We start from the raw sequence: 20,427 nt of genomic DNA, 5'->3' as shown, positions 1-20,427 counted from the left end.
CTCTGTGTCGTCGCGGAATCGCCCGATCTCAGAGCGCGGACAGCTCGACCTGTTCCATGCGCGCCCTGGCGATTTCGCGCCAAGAGATGCGCAGGACCTGATGGCTTACCCGTTCTTTTCCCTCGCCAAGACGCCGCGCATCGCGCCGATCGATTTCGTTGCTGGCAGCGTCTCCATCCGCGTCGAGGCCGTGCCCGATCACGGCATGGCGACCATCTGGGATGCCGACGTCCTGATCTGGGCGGCAAGCCAGATCGTCGACGCCCGCGACGCAGGGCTTCGCACTTCCCGGCTGATGGCCGCCACTCCGTACGAGATTCTGAAGTTCATCGGCCGCGGAACCTCGCTGCGTGATTACCAGCGCCTCAAGGCGGCATTGGATCGCCTCCAATCCACCACGATCAGCACGACCCTTCGCCAGCCTGCTGAAGGGCGGCGACACCGCTTCTCATGGATCAACGAGTGGAAGGAGCGCACCGACCGCAGCGGCAAGGCCGCCGGCATCGAGCTGATCGTTCCAGACTGGTTTTACCAGGCCGTTCTCGATGATGCGCTCGTTCTCACCATCGACCGGGCCTATTTCGACCTGACGGGCGGCCTCGAACGCTGGCTCTACCGCATCGTGCGCAAGCACGGCGGTCATCAGCGACAGGGATGGCGCTTCGACTTCCGCCATCTCCACCAGAAGTCGGGCAGCCTGTCGCCCTTCAAGCGCTTCGCGTTCGAGCTGCGTGAGATCATCCGGCGTCAGCCGTTGCCCGGCTACGAACTGTCCATCGAGGTCGAGATCAGTGGCCGAACCCTGCTCGCCTTCGAGCCGACCGCGCCGAGTGGACAGGCTGTGGATTCACTCGTGCGATCCGGAACCCGCCGAGGCGTGCTATCCGGAACCGGCCCCTCGTGCCAACGGGAACCCAAATCGGGTTTAACGCTCGCAGATCAAACAAGAAATCGCGCCCTTAACTTAGACTCTAACAGAGAATCTAACTTTAAGAGGCGCGCGCGCGACAGGAACAACATCTGTCGGGGTGCCAGGTTTCGCGAACCGGGGCGAGGTTTCATGAACTCGCTCCAGGAAACGCGAACCGGATTCACGAACCGGGAGCCGGATCATGAGTAGATCCCGCTCCGCGCCTCGGGCCGTATCTGGGTGCCCACAAGCGGCAACGCTTTCCTCGCTTCGGCTTTCGGTGTCTCACCAGCAGCTTGGTAGCCGCATCGCCGTTGATGTCGATGCCAAGGGTTTCCCTGGCCCGCTTGAGTACGGCCTGCCGGTTCTGGTGCCTGTGATCGAGTGCGATCCATTTTCCCAGAGCTTCGGCCTGAGCACTGGTGAGCGCAGGCTTGCCGGTTGGACGTTCGAGCGCGGCTTCAAGACCGTTGGCCGCGCCGCGATGAAGCCAGCGATAGATGGTTTTTATATCGACCCCGACGAGCGCCGCTACGGCTTCGACCGACGCACCGTCTCTGAGTTCGGCCAGCGCCCGCAGTCTTTGCCGTCGATGCCTGTAGCGCTCCCGCCCGGCTTGTTCGCGCAGATCGGCGGCGACGAGCCCGTCAAGCCACGGCTTCCATGCACGCCGTCCCTGCGGCGATCTGGTCCGCGCGGCGGAGAGGATTACGCGCAAGCTGTCGCTGGTCAGTTCATCGAGGTCTGTGAAGGGAGCGAGAAGCCCTTCGAGGCGCGGCGTGCGGAGCGTGGCAATGGCCCTTGGCAGGCGGCGATCGAGATCGCCGAACAGCCAGGCCAACAGCAAAAGGCCGCCGTAATTCTCTTTCCACGGGATGCGTTCCCACGCGCCCACGGCCATTCCCATATCGCTGCCGATGGCGGCGAAGAGGCGATCGCGCTGCCGTGGCGCCCAATGGTCGCGTTTGTTCTTCGGGCGCCTGGTCCAGACCATGGCGAGCAGCACGTCGGCGAGCGCCATGGCCGTGGGCCAGTCGAGCGCGCCGATGCCGGGAAGGATCACCGTCCCGCCGTGCTTGCCGGCGATGAGCGCGGCCTGCAAGGCGAGCACGGCAGGATGTGCCGGGGTTCCCTCCGCATCGGACAGCGTCGCATTGCAGCGCCCGCAGCGCAGGTCGATCGGCTCCGAGCCATTCAGCCCGCGCAACCTCAGCCTTGTGCCGCAGGAGGGGCATCGGCTGGTCAGCATCGTTCCGTGACGAGGGCATGCGCCCGTCCAGCCGAGCGTCCAGTTCAGCCGAAGGTGCGGACGCCGCGCCTCGGCGAGGCAGAGCGCGCAGACATCCATGCGGGCCAGGCGTTTTTTGCCCTCAGCACCGGCAGTCCAGCGCTTCGCGGCGAACCGGTCAGGATCGTCGTCGCCAGGCGCAGCAGCCCAGCCATCCAGCGTCATTCCGGCCAGGTGATCGAGATCGAGGCCGGTCAGGCTGCCGATCCGCTCAAGGGTCACGGAGGCAGGCCGACGCCACCAGCCGGGGTTTTGCCGGACGTCGATGTGAAGCGCGTCGCGGCAGAAGACGCGCGGCGTCATGCCGAGAACGGCAGAGATCGCCGCCACCCAGGACAGCAGCGCCTCGCCTTCGACCGGGGCGACATGCCCCGGCAGGCCGATGCGGCCGGGAGCCGGCATCGGGGACGCCGACACCTCGAACAGATCAGACCACGACACGACGACGCTCGGAGGGACGAATGAAGCCTGTATCCTCGATCATGCGCGTGGAGATCGCTTCCGCGCCGGTCTCCACCGCCCGCACCGCCGCCCGGATGACGACGGCGATCATCTCGCCGAGCACGCCTTCGGACGCCGAGAGAATGCGTCCGGCAAGCGCGGAATCGGCAAGATGGGACGGCTTGCGCAGCGGCAGCACGGCTTCCAGCGTGCTCAGCAGACGGCGATACTCGTCGTCGTCGCCCCACAATGGCAGCGGATGCGGCTCGAAGCGGTTGACGAGTTGGTCGTCGCTGCGGATCGCGCGCAGCGCCTCTGCCGTGCCGACGCCGACCAGCGGAATCCGCAACTCGTTGCCGAGCCAGCGCAGCAGGTTGAGCAGCCGGCGCTGCTGCATCGCCGAGCCGGACAACACGTTGTGCAACTCGTCGATCACCAGCATGCGCGCGCCCATCGCCTGCATGACACGGACCGCCGTGTCCTGCTTGGTGGCGATCCGGTCGCGCGGGCTGAACGGCATTCCGAGCGCATGGAGGATGGCCCCGAAGAACCGGCCCTCGTCAGGACCGGGCGGCATCTGCACCTTCACGACGGGAAGGAGTGCCAGACCATCCTCGCTCTCGGCGGCGGCCGTTCCCGGATGCGCGCGCCGGAACTTCTCGACGATCATGGTCTTGCCGTTGTTCGTCGGTCCGACCAGCAGCAGGTTCGGCATCCGCGTCCGCGTCGGAAAGCTCAGCAGGTCCTCCAGCGCCGCCAGGACGGCTTCCGCCCGTGCGTAGCCGATCCAGCGATCCGTGCGGATGCGCCGTATCCGCGAACTGGCGTCCTCGTCGGCCAGGTGCCGGACAGACGGATGTAGATGCGCATAGCCACCGCTCATTCCCATTCCTCCACCGGGAACATGCGTTCATGCGGAGGAGTGTCAGCACCGATCTGCCGGAAGCGATCAGTCTCATCCGGCTCGACCGGGAGCAGATCGCCACGGGCTTCGGGAGCGACCCGCAGACGCCGTTCACGCTGGCGACGCGCTGCTTTGCTGGCACGGACCGCTCCATCCGCGATGGTGCGCATGGCCTCGATCGTGCGGAAGATCGCTTCCTCATCGACCAGCGACCGGCCTTCGTCCCGCAGCCGCTTCAACGCCAGGCGGTGCTCCCACAGGCTGATCGGCGGCCGCCGCAGGTCGCGGTAGCTGAGGTTGTAATAGGTGCCGTCGGGGCCGAGCAGATAAATCCGGCTGAGATCGCGCGGGTCATAGCGCACGATCATCTGCTCGGGATGGCCGATCCAGGTGCCCAGCACATCCGCCCAATAGGCGATGGAATGCAGCGCCACCCCGTCACGGCGAACCCGGCGACGCGCGATCGGCAGGAAGTCGATCAGGAAGCGGCGGGCATCGGTAACGGCAGTCGGCTCCCCGCGTCCCAGCGTCGTGCCGTCTCCGGCAATGCCGCGCTGCCACGCCGCCAACGGCGTGATGCCGAGGCCACGATGCAGATCGCGGTGATAAACGCCGGCGATCGCGTATCCCAGCCAGCGCTCAACCTCGTCGAGCGTCATCGCTGCCGTCTTCTCGGGGTTGAGATCGCCCTTAGCCCGCACGTCGGAGAAGGTGGTGCCGGGCAGCAGATGGACCTTGCCCATCATCGTGCCGATCAGCCGCTCGATATGGCCGCCGTAATGCGGCGTGCGCACCGGCCTGTAGTCGATGGCGATCCCATACTGCTCGCAGCCCCGCTTCAGCGCCTCGGACCGGAACTCCTTCGCGTTGTCGAGATGCAGGCGTTCGGGAATGCCACGCACAGGCCATTCCGCATCGATGCCGCGCTCGGCCAGCCAGCTTTCCTTGGAGAGAGCGGCGTGCGTCAGGCACAGTGCCACGGAGGTTGCGGACGGCGGTTCCAGCGACAGGTGGAAGCCGGCCACGCATCGCGAACACACGTCGATCGCCAGCGTGAGCCAGGGCCGCTGGATCGGCGCGCGCGTCTCGCTGTCGACCACGATCACGTCGACCAGCGTGTGGTCGATCTGGATCAGCGACAGCGGCCAGTGGGCTTCCAGAGAACCGACCACGGGCAGATACCGCTCGCGAACGGCCTTGCGGCCCTCACGCTTGGCGGCGACCTCACGGGCAGGACGCGCCTTCACGCGTGCGGTGATCGCCTTGCGGCTCGGAACCCGCAAGCCTTCCGCTTTGCAGCGCCGCCGCACTTCTTCAGCCAGATCGGCAATCCTTGGCCGCTGGCGCGTCAGATAGACAGTGTCGATGACATCGCGGATGACGGCGTCCACATGCTCGTCGAGCAGCGAGATGCCGCGCTCGGGGCCACGCCGACGCGGCAGCAGGCTCGTCAGACGCGCATCGGCGAGATAGCGACGCAGCAGCGCATAGGCGTGCGTCGGACCGCAACCAAGTTCGACCGCAGCCGCCACCACGTCGCCTCTGGTGCGCGCCGGGTTCTCCGCCAGACGGCGGATCACCGGCAGGCAGCGCCGCGCTTCGTCCCAGGCAGAGGCATCGACCATGGAGAGATCGGGCGCGCTCATCGCGACATCACCCGTGTCTGCGCCGTGATCGGTGCGGCCAGATCGACGACAAGCGCACCCCGCGCGATCAATCGCCACACTACGGCAAGTCCTGCTTCACGCGAGGCGGGCAGCATACCGACCAGATCGGCGAAGCTCACCGCATTGTCGCGCACATGGGCAAGCGCACGTTCCGCCAGCGCCGTGTCGATCGGCGCAGTCCTGAGCGGCAGCAATCGCTTCGCCGCATCGAGTTGCGGTCCGCGAACGCCGCGCTCGGTCGCGATGCGGAAACGTGCTCCGTTGCTGCCCGCCCATGATCGGGCGGCGGCGAAGGCAGGCCGAAAGCGCCTCCAGCCCGCGCGCAGATCAGCCCGGTACTTGATCTCGACGATCTCGCAACGGCCATCGCTCCAATCCACGCGAAAGTCCGGCGTGTACCGCCGCTGGCGACCCTCATGCTCGAATCGGATCGTTGCCGGCTGGGCCGTCACCACCGCGCTCGCATCCATGAAACTCGCGAGCGTCACGAAGTCCCGCTCCAGCGAACTCTCATGCTCCGCCACGCCCGTTTCCAAGGGCTGGAAGCCGATCACATGCGACCGATGGCTCAGCGGAATGCGCCGCAAATGCACCTCCATTTGCGAAACGAGTCGGTACGCAAACCTAGCACATTTTGGGGTCAGTTCACAAACATGGAACCACATCTATGCGCGCAAGCCATTGTTCGGACTCACGTCCGCTCTCACGCCGATTCACGAAACCTGGAAAAACGACAACATCGCAGATGGATGTCTGAACGCATCCAAGCCATCTGCCGATTACACTACCTCCGCTACGCATTTCCGTAAATCCGCTTCTGCGGCCGATACTCCGCGCAATCGGATGGCGTCCCGATCCCGCAAGCCGGGAGGGGCATCATGATCGTCGCCGTCCTCAACCAGAAGGGCGGCGTCGGCAAGACGACGCTAGCGCTGCATCTCGCTGGCGAATGGGCGCGACGCAGCAAGCGCGTCACGCTGATCGACGCGGATCCGCAAGGCTCAGCACTCGACTGGTCGCAGCAGCGCGGCCGCGAGGGCCTGCCGCGTGCCTTCGGCGTCATCGGACTCGCCCGCGACACGCTTCATCGCGAGGCGCCTGAGCTGGCGCGTGACGCGGATCACGTCGTCATAGATGGACCGCCGCGCGTCGCGGGGCTGATGCGTTCAGCGCTGCTCGCCGCCGACCTCGTATTGATCCCGGTCCAGCCATCGCCATTCGACGGCTGGGCCTCGGCCGAGATGCTGGCCCTTCTGAGCGAAGCACGCATCTACCGGCCGCAGCTTGTCGCCCGCTTCGTGCTCAACCGCTGTGGCGCGCGCACGATCATCGCGCGCGAGACGGCTGAGGCGCTGGCCGACCACGATCCTCCACTGCTCGGCAGCAGCATCGGACAACGCGTCGTCTTTGCCGATGCCGCGCAGTCGGGACGGCTCGCGTCCGAGATCGACGCCGACAGCCCGGCCGCGCGCGAGATCACGGCGCTAGCTGCCGAGATCGCGCGGCTTGGCATCGCGAGGGTTGCGCCATGACGGAGCGTGCATCCAAGCGCGGCTTCGCATCCCGGCCTGGCGATGCCGAGGGGTGGATCAGGGCGGCAGAACCGCAGGCGAACGGCAGAGTCGTCGCCAGCGCCTTCACCGCTCGCCTGACCATCGACATCACGCCGGAGCTGCGCGGACACATCAAGGTCGCGGCCTTCCGGCGCGGCGTGACCGTCGCCGACATGCTGCGCGACCTGCTCACGCGCGAATTCCCGCTCACCGATGGAGACCAGCCATGACCGGCGACGCGGCCCGCCGCATGCGCGGCCGTCCGCTTTCGGACGGGCCTGCGCCATTCACCACGCTCGTGGATCTCACCTGGCGGCAGAGGAAGATCGAGCACTGGATCAGGTTCGGCCGCAAGAGCTACGAACAGATCCTGGACCGTCATCGGAGCGTCGTCGGCTTCGCGCCGAACAGCATCTTTGCCTTCGTCCGCTGGGCCGCCAACGACTACGGCACGATCATCTCGCGCATCGACGTCGTGCGCGCGATCGGACGGGGCGAGCCGTTCCAGACGCTGCCTTTCGTGCGCCCCGGCGGCGAGATTCTGCTGAAGGCCGGGAGCTGGCCGGCAGTCGAGCGCGTGCTTCAGCACATCGATGCGGTCGAAGCGCTCGGCATCGATCCTGCCGACGTCGACCCCGACCACTGGCGCCACGTCCACAACCGCCTGCGCGCTGGCGAGACGCCATCCGCCTACACGCTGGCCCGCCATGAAGCCTGGCTGAAGCGGCGGAGGACCGGGCAGTGACACGCTTCGGCCTCATCACCGCGACCGCGCTCGCGGCGGCGGGCGTCGGCTATCCCGGCCTCGAGCCAATGCCGACCAAGCTGATCTGGAACGCATCCGCCAGCGCGCCGATCGGCCTTTATGCGATCGCGGCAGCCGACGCGCTCGAGGTTCCTGAGCTGGTCGCCGTGCTGCCGCCGGAACCAATCGCCCAATTCATGGTCGCACGCGGCTATGTCGGGCGCGGCGTGCCCCTCTTGAAGCGCGTCGTTGGACTGCCCGGTCAACGCGTCTGCCGTGCCGGCCGCACCATCACCGTCGACGATGTCGAGATGGGCGCGGCGCTGGAGCGCGACCGGATGGGCCGCGTGATGCTCGTCTGGCAGGGCTGCCGCATCATCGCTCCGGGCGAACTCTTCCTCATGAACAGCGACGTCCGCGACAGCTTCGACGGACGCTACTTCGGCCCGCTGCCCGCCGCGGCCGTGATCGGGCGGGCGATCCCTCTCTTCACCGACGAGAGCGGCGATGGCCGCTTCGTCTGGCGTGCGCCGACACGCTGACCGTCTCACCACCTGCAACCGAAGGAGAGTCCCTTGGCCAATATCGGCGCATTCCGGAAGACGAAGACCGGCTATTCCGGCCGCATCCGCACGCTCGTCATCGACGCTGAACTCGCGTTAATGCCGGCGAAGAAATCCGATGCCGAGAACGTGCCGGACTTCCGCGTCCACATTGGCGACGCCAACGGTCCCGAAGTGGGAGCGGCGTGGAAGGAAACCGGCGACAAGGCCGGCGAATACCTGTCCTTGCAACTCGACGACCCGACGCTCGCGCAGCCGATCCGCGCGAACCTCTTCCGTTCCAACGATGACGATAGCGCCTGGTCGCTGCACTGGAATCGTCCAAAGCCACGCAACGCGCGGGACTGACGGGCATGCGGTCACCCGCCATCATCGCGTTCAAAGTCCTCATCCCTTTGTTCGCGGAAAGACCGGCTCATCCCTTCATCCCGCTCGACCACGAGACGGCCGGCGCGCGCAGTGAAGGTCAAGGGCGGCCTTTGGCCGGCGCTTCGCGCGTACCCTTGACCGCAGCGAGCACGCTGGCAGGCTGGCGGTGCAGCAGAGACAAGGCGTTACTCCTGTGTGCTGCTGCCGTGGCGATCGCAGCGCTCTCGCTGAGCAGCGCATCAAGTGTGGCGATTGCGCAATCCGCGCCTTTCGTGCGCGCGGCCGCTGCTGATCCATATGCCGCGCACATCGCCGAGGCCTCGAAACGCTTCGGCATTCCCGAACACTGGATTCGCGCCGTGCTGCGCGTCGAGAGCGCGGGCGATGTGCGCGCAATCTCATCGGCCGGCGCGATGGGCTTGATGCAGGTCATGCCCAACACTTGGGCCGAGCTGCGCATCCGCCATCGCCTCGGCCGCAACCCCTACGATCCACGCGACAATATTCTCGCAGGCACAGCCTACCTCCGCGAGATGTGGGATCGATACGGCGACGTCGCCGCGATGCTCGCGGCCTACAATGCGGGTCCCGCGCGCTATGACGAGCATCGCGCGAAGGGCCGTCCATTGCCGGCTGAAACACGCGCCTACGTCGCGTCGCTTGCGCCGGCGCTGCGTGGCGAGCGCCCCTCGAAGATCGCGTTCACAGGCGCTCGGCCGCTCGACTGGCGCGAGGCGGCGATCTTTGTCATGCGCGACGACGGTGCGTCCTCCGATAAGCCCGCACCTCCCGATCGCCCGCCGAACGACGACCGTTCGCCCGGCCCAGCGACACCCGCGACGCTGACGACCGCGCAGCCCGAAGCGCTGTTCGTCGCCCGCCGCGGCGTTGGAGCGGCGCCATGACCGGCTCCGCAGCCCTTCGCGTTCCCTCATGCGCTGGCGTGCCGTGGGGCGCCCCGGGGGTGGTGGCAGGCGACACGACCGGGGGATGGCGAGATAAAAAGGCGCACGGTGCGCTTCGGTCGGATGGTTGTTTTTGCTCAGGTTTCTGGGGCGCTCCGCACCGTGCAGCCATATGGCGCACCGTGCGCCAACAGCTCATCTTCTTGAATTCCAGGCGCATTTTGCACGTCGCGGGGCTGCGCCATGGCCGATGAGCGCGAATTCCGTGTCCGTCCGGGTCGCATCCGCTCGACCCGCGCGCAGCAGGCGCGGCCCTTCATCGCGCAGGCCCTGGCAGCGGCGCAGAAGGCCGGCGGCCGCGTGTCCCGCTCCGGTAAGATCACGCCCGGCAACCGCTCGCGCTTCGGCCGCGGCCAGCGCGCCAGCATCCAGGCCAACCGACTGTTGACCGGACGCTCGCGCATCGTCGTCATCAAGACCCGCGTCGTCCGTCACACGGCGCGCTCGGCCCCGCTCGGCGCGCACCTCAACTACCTGCGCCGTGACGGCGTGACCCGCGATGGGGAGAAGGCCCGGATGTTCGGGCCGGAGAGCGACGAGATGGACGCCCGCGCCTTCGCGGAACGCTGCGACGGCGACCGCCATCATTTCCGGTTCATCGTCTCTCCCGAGGACGCGGTGGAGATGGCCGATCTCAAGGCTCACGCCCGCGAGCTGATCGCGCAGATGGAGAAGGACCTTGGCACGAAGCTCGACTGGGTCGGCGTCGATCACTGGAACACCGACAACCCGCACGTTCACATCATCCTGCGCGGTCGTGCCGAAGACGGCCAGGACCTCGTCATCGCCCGCGACTACATCAAGGAGGGCATGCGCGCTCGCGCGCAGGACCTCGTCACGCAGGAGCTTGGCCTCCGGACCGAACTGGAGATTCATCGCAACTTGGCGCGTCAGGTCGAGGCGGAGCGCTGGACCCAGCTCGATCGGCAGCTCGTGCGCGATGCTCGCAAGACCGGCATCATCGACCTCGCGCCACGCGCCGATCAACCGCCCGACGAATTCCACGCGCTGAAGGTCGGGCGGCTCCGCACGCTGGAAATCCTTGGCGTCGCCGGACAGGTCGGCCACGCGCAATGGCATATCGCAGATAACGCGGAAGTGGTGTTGCGCGAGCTCGGTGAGCGCGGCGACATCATCAAGCGCATGCACCGCGCCCTGACCGAACGCGGCATCGAGCGCGGCTCGGCCAATTATGTCCTCGCAGCCGAGAGCCTCGACGTGCCCGTGATCGGCCGGCTGCTTGAGCGCGGGCACGATGATGAGCTGAGGGGGACTGCCTATGCCGTGATCGACGGCGTCGACGGCCGGACACATCATCTCAAGCTGCCGCATCTCGACGCCGCCGGCGACAGTCCGCCGGGCTCGATCGTCGAGCTCCGGTCCTATGAGGACGCGCGCGGCGAACGCCGCATCGCGCTCGCCGTCCGCTCCGACCTCGACATCCAGGCACAGGTCAATGCGACCGGAGCAACTTGGCTCGACCGGCAGGCGGTGGCGCGCGAACCGATCGCTCTGTCGGAGGGGGGCTTTGGCGCCGAGGTACGGCAGGCGATGGATCAACGCGCCGATCATCTCATCACTGAGGGTCTCGCGGAACGCCGGGGCCAGCGCGTCGTCTTCGCGCGCCAGTTGCTCGACACCCTGCGCGATCGCGACGTTAATGCGCTGGGCGAGAAGCTGGCTGGCGAGACCGGCCTGCCGTTCAATCGCGCCGGCAGCGGCGAATATATCGCTGGAACCTATCGCCAGCGCTTCGCGCTCGCCACCGGCCGCTTCGCCATGATCGACGACGGCCTCGGCTTCCAGCTCGTGCCGTGGTCGCCCTCCCTCGAAAAGCAGCTCGGCCGCCACGTCTCCGGCGTCGCTCGCGACGGCGGCGGCGTCGATTGGGATTTCGGCCGCAAGCGAGGGCTCGGACTCTGACCCTCGAGAAAGGAACCTGCGATGTCCGCAACCAAGATCCTATGGGGACAGATCACCGTCGTTTTCCTGATCGTGCTGTGCACGACCTGGGGCGCGACCCAATATGTCGCCTGGAGCCTTGGGTTTCAGGCGCAGCTCGGCGCGCCCTGGTTCAAGCTCGCGGGCTGGCCGGTCTACTATCCGCCCGCGATCTTCTGGTGGTGGTATTTTTACGAAGCCTATGCGCCGGGCATCTTCGCCGAAGGCGGCGTGATCGCTGCATCTGGCGGCTTCCTCGCCATCGCCGTCGCCATCGGCATGTCGGTCTGGCGCGCGCGGGAGGCAAAGCACGCCGCTACCTATGGCTCGGCGCGCTGGGCCGACAAGACCGAGATCAAGGCGGCCGGCCTGCTCGATCCCGATGGTGTGGTGCTCGGGCGCTTCGAGCGGGACTATCTTCGCCATGACGGGCCGGAGCATGTGCTGTGCTTCGCACCAACCCGCTCCGGCAAAGGGGTCGGCCTGGTCATTCCCTCGCTGCTGACCTGGCCGGGCTCGGCCATCGTTCACGACATCAAGGGCGAGAACTGGCAGCTCACCTCCGGTTTCCGCGCCCAGCATGGCCGCGCGCTGCTGTTCGATCCGACCAATCCGAAATCGTCCGCCTACAATCCGTTGCTCGAGGTCCGCCGCGGCGAATGGGAAGTGCGCGACGTCCAGAACATCGCCGACATCCTGGTCGATCCGGAAGGCAGCCTCGACAAGCGCAACCATTGGGAAAAGACCAGCCACAGCCTTTTGGTCGGCGCCATCCTGCATGTTCTCTATGCGGAGACGAACAAGACGCTGGCGGGCGTCGCCAACTTTCTGTCCGATCCGAAGCGGCCGGTCGAATCCACGCTGCGCGCCATGATGAAGACCGCGCATCTGGGAGAGGCGGGGCCGCATCCTGTGGTCGCTTCGGCCGCGCGTGAGCTGCTCAACAAATCCGACAACGAGCGCTCCGGTGTGCTCTCCACCGCCATGTCATTCCTCGGATTGTACCGGGACCCCGTCGTGGCCGAAGTGACGCGCCGCTGCGACTGGCGCATTGCCGACATCGTCGGCAGCGAACAGCCGGCGACACTCTACCTCGTCGTGCCGCCCTCCGACATCAACCGGACGAAGCCCCTGATCCGGTTGCTTCTGAACCAGATCGGCCGACGCCTGACCGAGGATCTCCAGGCCAAGCAGGGCAGGCACCGCCTGTTGCTCATGCTCGATGAGTTTCCGGCGTTGGGGCGGCTCGACTTCTTCGAGAGCGCGCTCGCCTTCATGGCCGGCTACGGCTTGAAGTCGTTCCTCATCGCCCAGTCGCTGAACCAGATCGAGAAGGCCTACGGTCCGAACAACTCGATCCTCGACAACTGCCATGTGCGCGTCAGCTTCGCGACCAATGACGAGCGGACGGCGAAGCGTGTCTCCGACGCGCTCGGCACCGCGACCGAGATGCGGGCGATGAAGAACTATGCCGGGCACCGGCTGTCGCCGTGGCTTGGACATTTGATGGTCTCCCGGCAGGAAACGGCCCGCGCGCTGCTCACGCCCGGCGAGGTGATGCAGCTCCCACCGAGCGACGAGATCGTCATGATCGCCGGCATTCCGCCGATCCGGGCCAAGAAGGCGCGCTACTACGAAGATGCCCGATTCAGCGAACGCATCCTGCCGCCGCCGGAAATGCAGCGCCGCGCTGAGGTCTCGGCCGACGAGTGGAACAAGCTGCCGATTCCCGTCCCGCCCATGGCCACCGCGGCATCGGACGCGCAGCAGCAGGACGATGAAGACCCGACCGAATCCGAACGCCGGCTGCAGCCAGAGCTCAATCGCGTGAACCCGGTCGAAAAGAAGGAGCCGATCGAAAACGAATTCGAGATCGACCCGAGCGACGATGGTGACGATGACGACGCCGTGCGCAATCGTCGGCTGACCAGCATCATGCAAGGCGCCGCGCGACAGGTCTCGCTCGATCCCAACGATGGCATGGAACTGTGAGCCATGGCTGTCAGAGGCAAGAAGACGAAGGTCTCAGTCTATGTCGATCCGGACCTCATGACGATGCTCGCCGACTACGCCGCACGACGGAGCCAGTCACAGTCCATGATCGCCGAAGCCGCTATTGCGTCCTTCCTGTCTCCGGACGCAGCAGAGCGGCGCGAGGCCGCTATCGGCAAACGTCTCGACCAGCTCGATCGGCGCATGATGCGGCTTGAACGGGACATGGGCATCGCGGTCGAGACGCTGGCCGTATTCGTCCGATTCTGGGTGACCACGACGCCGGCCTTGCCAGAGCCCGCCGCGCAGGCAGCGCGCGCCAAGGCGAACGAGCGCTATGAAGCCTTCATAACCGCGCTAGGACGGCGGCTCGCCAAAGGGCCGAAGCTCCGTCAGGAGGTTCCCGAAGATGTTCCGGGTGAGCAGGCCTTCGATCAATGACGTTCGGCAGCGACATTGCCTTGCGTGGTGATCGTGGTTCACGCTCGTAACATCCTGGATGTCGGGAACGGGTGGGTTGCCGTCAGTCCGCTCTTGAGTGCAGACCTCAGGATGCGGACATAGGAATCTATTTTTAAGCCTCCCAACCGGGCTAACAATCATCGAAGAAAGCCGTAACTGCCGAGCAGAAGCCGAATGTATTCGGGGGTTATTTCATAAACCTGCCTTGAAACGAGCGCGCCGTCAGGATGCGCTTGGATGTGCTCACCGCTTTCGACGTCATAGTAGTTGAGAGCGATTTCTGCGGGCCATGGGAATTTGGGGTCAAACGGCACCTCTGCATACGGATTGAAATAGACCTGAAGCCCATCCAGATGGGTTTCACGATGAAACGATGAGTGCTGGATAAGGATATCTGCACCGCCGATCTGATGTTCGCTCTCTCGTCGTTGCGTGAGGAGGTAGTTCAGCGCGGCGACCTGAAACCGGTGCGTCCCGACTCGCCAGAGTTCCGAACCGGGCGCAATCCTGTCCTTGTCGATTACCCTGTAACGGGTCGCCCGGATGAGCCTATCAATCTTACTTTCAACGACTGCTTTTCCAAAGGTCCCGACCGTAGAAAAGAAAACGGCGCTGATCTCTTTGAACGAATCGTTCGTGAAAATTCCCAACTCAACCGGCGCACCCGAAGGCGTCAGGAGAGAGGTTATCTTGCCTTGCTTTCTTAGGTCTGGCCCTTCGAGCACAGGCGGCGCCAAGCCAAAAAGGACCATGTTGATGAGTTCGTTGTTTTGAGTGAGCGAGAGATCGCTATCAAAGGGGGCGATTGCAATGACAAATGGCCGGCTGCACACGTGGCTCATCGAGGAATACGGGTGCTTCTTTCCATTGCTTCCGCGGTAAAGATCCTGCTTGTCCCCGATCTTTCCAGCAAGTTTCAGCGCACCACGGGTTTTGAAATCTTGCTCGTTAAAGATCTTCTGCTGCTTCGCGGTCGAAGGCTGATCAGAGACGACGGCCTCTATGTTGAACTCGCAATTTCCGGGTCCTCGGACGAAGAAATCCGGCGCTGACTTTGAAAAGTCGACTCTGCATCCCAAATCAATCAGCGCTCTGTTCAGATAGATTTCCCATATTGAGGAATTGAACGTCGTTTGAAATTCGTTGATGAATTTCTGGCTCTCTCCCCTTCGATCCAGCAGGCCAGTCGCCCAGTTTTGAATGATAGGCTGGACCTTTGCGTATTCAGGGTCGGCCGAGATGAGACGAAAGTGATTGTGGAGTTTTTCCTCCCGGAATCGCGGAGTAAACAAGTCCAACATTCCTGTACCGTTCGTGTTTCGCGCATCGCGCTGGTCATGCGGCCCTAGCGGAGCCGGGCCTTGACGATATTCCTTTCGCATCTGGAAAGGCAAAAAGCACCATCTTTGAATCGCTTAGTGCCTATAGAAGCAAAGGTACGCCAACCTGGAATGATAGCCCCGAAGAACTGCCATTGGATTGGGATGTGGAGCGGCAGCTTACATCTTTGTTCGAAGTAGCTCCCCATGTCCGCTAGGGGGTCGAAACCGCCCGCTGAAATCACGCTGATCGACTTTATCCTCGGTGGCCAAATTGCAAGCCACCTTTGACGAGATCGAATCATGACGAGCCGCAGCAATCAAGGTGGTGACTTCCATGGAGCAAGACCAAAGCGATGCCGCCGTTCTCCTGTATTTGCACGCCATGTCCCTACTACGACAGAACTTTGTTGAACGCGTCTGATCCAAGGCTCTTTTAGTCACCCACTCGGGGAATGACTTGTTGAGGCCCCGTCGCAAACGGGGTCGGAATGTCGTCCACTCACCACAGGCAGGAAGCGAGCCAGCGCGGCGCGCGAATGCTGCGCACGGCGCTCGGCGCTGCCATTGCCCGGCTGCTGGAAGAGCCGGCCGTGGTCGAGGTGATGTTGAATCCCGACGGCCGCATCTGGGTGGAGCGGCTGTCGGAGGGCCTGGCCGACACGGGCGAGACGATGTCGGCCGCCGATGGCGAGCGGATCGTACGCCTGGTCGCGCATCATGTCGGCGCCGAGGTGCATGCGCGCCGACCGCGCGTCTCGGCCGAGCTGCCCGAAACCGGCGAACGCTTCGAGGGGCTGCTGCCGCCCGTGGTCGCAGCACCGACCTTCGCGATCCGCAAGCCCGCCGTCGCCGTGTTCACGCTCGACGACTATGTGGCCGCCGGCATCATGACCGACGATCAGGCTGTGGCCCTACGCGCGGCCGTCGCGTCCCGCGCGAACATCCTTGTCGCTGGCGGGACCTCCACCGGTAAAACCACGCTGACGAATGCGCTCCTGGCTGAAGTGGCGAAAGGCGCCGATCGCGTCGTCATCATCGAGGACACGCGCGAGCTGCAATGCGCCGCGCCAAACCTCGTGGCGATGCGCACCAAGGACGGCGTCGCTACACTCTCCGATCTGGTCCGCTCCTCGCTGCGCCTGCGCCCCGACCGCATTCCCATCGGCGAGGTTCGTGGCAGCGAAGCGCTCGACCTCTTGAAGGCATGGGGCACCGGCCATCCTGGCGGGATTGGCACCATCCATGCCGGCAGCGCGATCGGCGCGTTGCGCCGTCTCGAGCAGCTTATCCAGGAAGCCGTCGTCACCGTCCCGCGCGCGCTGATCGCCGAGACCATCGATCTCGTCGCTGTGCTGTCCGGCCGCGGATCGCGGCGACGGCTTACCGAGCTCGCGCGCGTCGAAGGTCTGGGAGCCGACGGCGACTATCGCATCAACCTCGTCTCAACAAACACAGGAGAGCCAGCATGATCCGCATACTTTCGCGCGGTTATCGCGCTACCGCGACTGCCGCCACCACGCTCGCCATCAGCATCATGCTCGCTCCGGCCGCTCACGCCTCCGGCTCGTCCATGCCGTGGGAACAGCCGCTCGAAAAAATCCTCCAGTCGATCGAGGGACCGGTCTCCAAGATCATCGCCGTGATCATCATCATCGTCACCGGTCTCACGCTGGCGTTCGGTGATACGTCTGGCGGCTTCCGGCGCCTGATCCAGATCGTCTTCGGCCTGTCGATCGCCTTCGCGGCATCGAGCTTCTTCCTGTCGTTCTTCTCGTTCGGCGGCGGGGCGCTGATCTGATGGCGGCTGCCTTCGAACAGCTCGACGCCGTGCCAGGCTCCACAGTGCCGGTGCATCGCGCGCTGACCGAGCACATTCTGCTCGGCGGCGCTCCGCGCTCCATCGCCATCATGAACGGCACGATCGCCGGCGCGGTCGGCCTCGGCCTGCGGCTTTGGCTGCTCGGGCTCGTGATCTGGGCGATCGGCCATTTTGCGGCGGTTTGGTCGGCGCGACGCGATCCGTTGTTCGTGGAGGTCGGGCGCCGGCACCTGCGCATCCCCGGCCATCTGGCGGTGTGAGCGCGCGCCCATGATGCACCTTGCCGAATACCGCCGCACTGCGTCGCGCCTCGCCGATTATCTACCCTGGGCGGCGCTCATCGGCGAAGGCGTCGTCCTCAACAAGGATGGCAGCTTCCAGCGCAGCGCGCGCTTCCGCGGTCCCGATCTTGATTCCGCTGTTGCGGCAGAACTGGTCGCCGTCGCCGGCCGCATCAACAATGCCTTCCGCCGCCTCGGTTCCGGCTGGGCGATCTTCGTCGAGGCGCAGCGCCACGCGGCCTCGACCTATCCCGACAGCACCTTTCCCGATCAGGCGTCCGCCATGGTCGACGCCGAACGCAAGGCCGATTTCGAGGAAGCCGGCGCGCATTTTGAGTCGAGCTACTTCCTCACCTTCCTCTATCTGCCGCCGGCCGAGGAAGCCGCGCGCACCGAAGCCTGGCTCTATGAGGGCCGCGAGCGGTCGGGCGTCGATCCGCACGAGATCCTGCGCGCCTTCACCGATCGGACCGATCGCGTTCTCGCGCTGCTCGACGGTTTCATGCCGGAATGCGCCTGGCTCGATGACGCTGAGACACTGACCTACCTGCATTCGACGGTTTCAACGAAACGTCATCGCATCCGCATTCCCGAGACGCCGATCTATCTCGACGCGCTGCTTGCCGATCAGCCGCTCACCGGCGGGCTCGAGCCGCGTCTTGGCGAGCAGCACCTCCGCATCCTCACCATCGTCGGTTTCCCGACGGCGACGACACCAGGCCTGCTCGACGATCTTAATCGGCTGGCGTTTCCCTATCGCTGGAGCACCCGCGCGATCCTGCTCGACAAGACCGATGCGACCCGGCTGCTAACAAAAATCAGGCGGCAGTGGTTCGCCAAACGCAAGTCGATCGCGGCGATCCTGAAAGAGGTGATGACCAACGAGCAATCCGTGCTCGTGGATACGGACGCCGCGAACAAGGCCGCCGACGCCGACTTGGCCTTGCAGGAACTCGGCGCGGATGTCGCCGGCATGGCCTATGTCACCGCGACCATCACCGTGTGGGACGCTGATCCACGTCTCGCCGATGAGAAGCTGCGGCTGGTCGAGAAGGTCATCCAGGGTCGCGACTTCACCGCCATGGTCGAGACGGTCAATGCCGTGGACGCCTGGCTCGGCTCGCTGCCCGGCCATGCCTACGCCAATGTCCGCCAGCCACCGATCTCGACGCTCAATCTCGCCCACATGATCCCGCTGAGCGCCGTGTGGGCGGGGCCGGAACGGGACGAGTACTTCCAAGCACCCCCGCTGCTTTACGGCAGAACGGAAGGCTCGACCCCGTTCCGGTTTTCCCTCCATGTCGGCGACGTCGGGCATACGCTCGTCGTCGGTCCGACCGGCGCGGGCAAGAGTGTGCTGCTCGCACTCATGGCCTTGCAGTTCCGGCGCTACAGCCAAGCCCAGATCTTCGCCTTCGACTTCGGCGGCTCGATCCGTGCTGCCGCGCTCGCCATGCAGGGCGACTGGCACGATCTCGGCGGCGGCCTGACCGAAGGCTCGGAGTCTTCCGTCTCGCTTCAGCCACTCGCGCGCATCCATGACACCTATGAACGCGCTTGGGCGGCCGACTGGATCGGGGCGATCCTTCTGCGTGAGGGCCTGCCTGTCACGCCTGAAGCCAAGGAGCACATCTGGACGGCGTTGACCTCGTTGGCATCCGCGCCCGTCGATGAACGCACCATCACAGGCTTCAGCGTGCTGCTGCAGTCGAACGACCTCAAGCAAGCCTTGCGGCCGTTCTGCGTCGGTGGTCCCTATGGCCGCCTGCTCGACGCCGAGAGCGAGCATCTTGGCACCGCCGACGTGCAAGCCTTCGAGATCGAAGGTCTTGTGGGCACAGGCGCTGCGCCAGCTGTGCTCGCCTATCTCTTCCACCGCATCGGGGACCGGTTCGACGGCCGCCCGACGCTGCTCATCATCGACGAAGGCTGGCTTGCGCTGGACGACGACGGTTTCGCAGGCCAGCTCCGCGAATGGCTGAAAACGCTGCGCAAAAAGAACGCTTCCGTCATCTTCGCCACCCAATCGCTATCGGACATCGACAATTCGGCGATCGCGCCGGCCATCATCGAGAGCTGCCCGACCCGGCTGCTCTTGCCGAACGAGCGCGCGATCGAGCCGCAGATCACGGCGATCTACAGGCGGTTTGGTCTCAATGACCGACAGATCGACATCCTCGCGCGGGCAACGCCAAAGCGGGATTATTACTGCCAGAGCCGCAGGGGAAACCGACTGTTCGAGCTCGGCCTGTCCGAAGTCGGCCTGGCGCTCTGCGCCGCATCCGCCAAATCCGACCAGACTCTGATTGCGCAGATCCTCGCCGAGCATGGCCGCGACGGATTCCTCGCCGCCTGGTTCAGGGCACGCGATGTGAGCTGGGCTGTCGATCTTCTCCCCAGCGTCCCGACGCTCATCACCCCGACCGAAAAGGAGGTCCTGTCATGACCACAGGTCTGTTCCGCTCGCGCGCCGTTCTGTTGGCCGCGACGATCTTTGCAACGCCGCTTGCGATCACGCCGATCGTCGTCACGCCAGCATACGCTCTCATTGTGTTCGATCCCCCGAACTATGCGCAGAACGTGCTCACCGCGGCGCGCTCCCTCCAGCAGATCACCAACCAGATCACCAGCCTGCAGAACCAGGCGCAGATGCTGATCAATCAGGCGCGCAATCTCGCGAACCTGCCGTTCTCGGCGCTCCAGCAGATCCAGCAATCGGTTCAGCGGACGCAGCAGCTTCTGCAGCAGGCGCAGAACATCGCCTTCAACGTCCAGCAGATCGACAAGATGTTCCAGCAAAAGTACGGCAGCGTCTCGTTGTCGGCGACGGATCAGCAGCTCGTCACTGACGCCCGCTCACGCTGGCAGAACACGGTGGGCGGATTGCAGGATGCGATGCGCGTGCAGGCCGGTGTCGTCGGCAACATCGACACCAACCGCACGCAGATGTCGACCCTGGTCGATCAGAGCCAGTCGGCGACCGGCGCGTTGCAGGCGACGCAGGCGGGTAACCAGCTGCTTGCCCTCCAGTCGCAGCAGCTTTCCGACCTGGTTGCGCTGATCTCGGCCAATGGCCGTGCCGGCGCGCTCACGGAGGCCGAGCGCACGGCGGCGGCCGCGCAGGGACGCGAGCAGCGCCGCCGCTTCCTCACGCCCGGCAGCGGCTACCAGCCGGGCAACGTACAGATGTTCAACGGTAACTGAG

Annotated in this window: 21 protein-coding genes; 15 read left to right on the top strand and 6 right to left on the bottom strand. The window is 65.1% G+C overall.

The features are described 5' to 3' along the window. Positions 1-28: 28 nt before the first annotated feature. Complete coding sequence (locus KIO76_RS31850; RefSeq protein WP_502761920.1) at positions 29-202, bottom strand: hypothetical protein; 174 nt, start codon at positions 200-202, stop codon at positions 29-31. Between KIO76_RS31850 and KIO76_RS29515 the strand changes: the two genes are divergently transcribed. Beyond that, positions 140-1,120: a replication initiator protein A gene (locus KIO76_RS29515; protein ID WP_502761919.1), complete on the top strand. Its 981-nt coding sequence runs from the start codon at positions 140-142 to the stop codon at positions 1,118-1,120. The genes KIO76_RS31850 and KIO76_RS29515 overlap by 63 nt on opposite strands. Here the strand turns inward: KIO76_RS29515 and KIO76_RS29510 are convergent. Genes KIO76_RS29510 through KIO76_RS29495 form a run of 4 tightly spaced genes read right to left on the bottom strand, consistent with a single transcriptional unit; the run spans position 1,092 to position 5,797 of the window. Then, positions 1,092-2,639 (bottom strand): TniQ family protein, encoded by a 1,548-nt coding sequence (locus KIO76_RS29510; RefSeq protein ID WP_213322900.1) that lies wholly within the window; start codon positions 2,637-2,639, stop codon positions 1,092-1,094. The two genes, KIO76_RS29515 and KIO76_RS29510, sit on opposite strands and share 29 nt — an antisense overlap. Further along, positions 2,626-3,522, bottom strand: a complete 897-nt coding sequence (locus tag KIO76_RS29505; RefSeq protein ID WP_249729550.1) for a TniB family NTP-binding protein — start codon at positions 3,520-3,522, stop codon at positions 2,626-2,628. The genes KIO76_RS29510 and KIO76_RS29505 overlap by 14 nt, the downstream gene beginning before the upstream one ends. Continuing rightward, a complete protein-coding gene (locus tag KIO76_RS29500; protein ID WP_213322902.1) occupies positions 3,519-5,189 on the bottom strand; it encodes a TnsB C-terminal domain-containing protein in 1,671 nt (556 codons plus the stop codon). The genes KIO76_RS29505 and KIO76_RS29500 overlap by 4 nt, the downstream gene beginning before the upstream one ends. Then, positions 5,186-5,797, bottom strand: a complete 612-nt coding sequence (locus KIO76_RS29495; RefSeq protein ID WP_249729551.1) for a TnsA endonuclease N-terminal domain-containing protein — start codon at positions 5,795-5,797, stop codon at positions 5,186-5,188. Before KIO76_RS29495 ends, KIO76_RS29500 begins: the two co-directional genes overlap by 4 nt. A gap of 291 nt (positions 5,798-6,088) precedes the next feature. Here KIO76_RS29495 and parA point away from each other — a divergent pair, with 291 nt between their 5' ends. From parA to KIO76_RS29450, 9 genes are all read left to right on the top strand, one after another. Further along, positions 6,089-6,742 carry a ParA family partition ATPase gene (gene parA / locus KIO76_RS29490; protein WP_213327255.1) on the top strand — a complete coding sequence of 218 codons (654 nt, stop codon included), beginning with the start codon at positions 6,089-6,091 and terminating at the stop codon, positions 6,740-6,742. Beyond that, entirely contained in the window at positions 6,739-6,993 is a 255-nt protein-coding gene (locus KIO76_RS29485; protein ID WP_213327254.1) for a hypothetical protein, read from the top strand. Before parA ends, KIO76_RS29485 begins: the two co-directional genes overlap by 4 nt. Further along, complete coding sequence (locus KIO76_RS29480) at positions 6,990-7,508, top strand: DUF2840 domain-containing protein (RefSeq protein ID WP_213327253.1); 519 nt, start codon at positions 6,990-6,992, stop codon at positions 7,506-7,508. Before KIO76_RS29485 ends, KIO76_RS29480 begins: the two co-directional genes overlap by 4 nt. After that, on the top strand, positions 7,505-8,050 hold the full coding sequence (locus KIO76_RS29475) for a S26 family signal peptidase (protein WP_502761915.1): 546 nt from the start codon (positions 7,505-7,507) through the stop codon (positions 8,048-8,050). The genes KIO76_RS29480 and KIO76_RS29475 overlap by 4 nt, the downstream gene beginning before the upstream one ends. A 33-nt stretch (positions 8,051-8,083) precedes the next feature. Continuing rightward, complete coding sequence (locus KIO76_RS29470) at positions 8,084-8,419, top strand: DUF736 domain-containing protein (RefSeq protein ID WP_213327252.1); 336 nt, start codon at positions 8,084-8,086, stop codon at positions 8,417-8,419. Between the two features lie 5 nt (positions 8,420-8,424). Then, positions 8,425-9,345, top strand: coding sequence for a lytic transglycosylase domain-containing protein (locus tag KIO76_RS29465; RefSeq protein ID WP_213327251.1), 921 nt, complete (start codon positions 8,425-8,427; stop codon positions 9,343-9,345). Between the two features lie 243 nt (positions 9,346-9,588). Then, positions 9,589-11,328 carry a relaxase/mobilization nuclease domain-containing protein gene (locus KIO76_RS29460; RefSeq protein ID WP_213327250.1) on the top strand — a complete coding sequence of 580 codons (1,740 nt, stop codon included), beginning with the start codon at positions 9,589-9,591 and terminating at the stop codon, positions 11,326-11,328. A 21-nt stretch (positions 11,329-11,349) separates the two neighbouring features. Beyond that, positions 11,350-13,338: a conjugal transfer protein TraG gene (locus tag KIO76_RS29455; RefSeq protein WP_213327249.1), complete on the top strand. Its 1,989-nt coding sequence runs from the start codon at positions 11,350-11,352 to the stop codon at positions 13,336-13,338. Between the two features lie 3 nt (positions 13,339-13,341). Continuing rightward, positions 13,342-13,779, top strand: a complete 438-nt coding sequence (locus KIO76_RS29450; protein ID WP_213327248.1) for a CopG family transcriptional regulator — start codon at positions 13,342-13,344, stop codon at positions 13,777-13,779. Between the two features lie 158 nt (positions 13,780-13,937). Here KIO76_RS29450 and KIO76_RS31240 read toward each other — a convergent pair whose 3' ends face one another. Continuing rightward, entirely contained in the window at positions 13,938-15,101 is a 1,164-nt protein-coding gene (locus tag KIO76_RS31240; RefSeq protein ID WP_249730236.1) for a hypothetical protein, read from the bottom strand. A 509-nt stretch (positions 15,102-15,610) separates the two neighbouring features. Between KIO76_RS31240 and trbB the strand changes: the two genes are divergently transcribed. From trbB to trbJ, 5 genes are read left to right on the top strand one after another with little or no spacing between them, the layout of a single operon-like run. Then, a complete protein-coding gene (gene trbB, locus KIO76_RS29440; protein ID WP_213327247.1) occupies positions 15,611-16,591 on the top strand; it encodes a P-type conjugative transfer ATPase TrbB in 981 nt (326 codons plus the stop codon). Beyond that, complete coding sequence (locus KIO76_RS29435; RefSeq protein ID WP_213327246.1) at positions 16,588-16,920, top strand: TrbC/VirB2 family type IV secretion system protein; 333 nt, start codon at positions 16,588-16,590, stop codon at positions 16,918-16,920. Before trbB ends, KIO76_RS29435 begins: the two co-directional genes overlap by 4 nt. Next, positions 16,920-17,201, top strand: a complete 282-nt coding sequence (locus tag KIO76_RS29430; RefSeq protein WP_213327245.1) for a VirB3 family type IV secretion system protein — start codon at positions 16,920-16,922, stop codon at positions 17,199-17,201. Before KIO76_RS29435 ends, KIO76_RS29430 begins: the two co-directional genes overlap by 1 nt. Positions 17,202-17,211: 10 nt before the next feature. Continuing rightward, positions 17,212-19,668 (top strand): conjugal transfer protein TrbE, encoded by a 2,457-nt coding sequence (gene trbE, locus KIO76_RS29425; RefSeq protein WP_213327244.1) that lies wholly within the window; start codon positions 17,212-17,214, stop codon positions 19,666-19,668. Beyond that, a complete protein-coding gene (trbJ, locus tag KIO76_RS29420; RefSeq protein ID WP_213327243.1) occupies positions 19,665-20,426 on the top strand; it encodes a P-type conjugative transfer protein TrbJ in 762 nt (253 codons plus the stop codon). Before trbE ends, trbJ begins: the two co-directional genes overlap by 4 nt. Position 20,427 lies beyond the last annotated feature (1 nt).

The sequence above is a fragment of the Chelatococcus sp. YT9 genome, from assembly GCF_018398315.1.
Taxonomy (GTDB): Bacteria; Pseudomonadota; Alphaproteobacteria; order Rhizobiales; family Beijerinckiaceae; genus Chelatococcus.
Note: the sequence above shows the minus strand (reverse complement) of the source record. Positions and strands in the feature narration are given on the sequence as shown.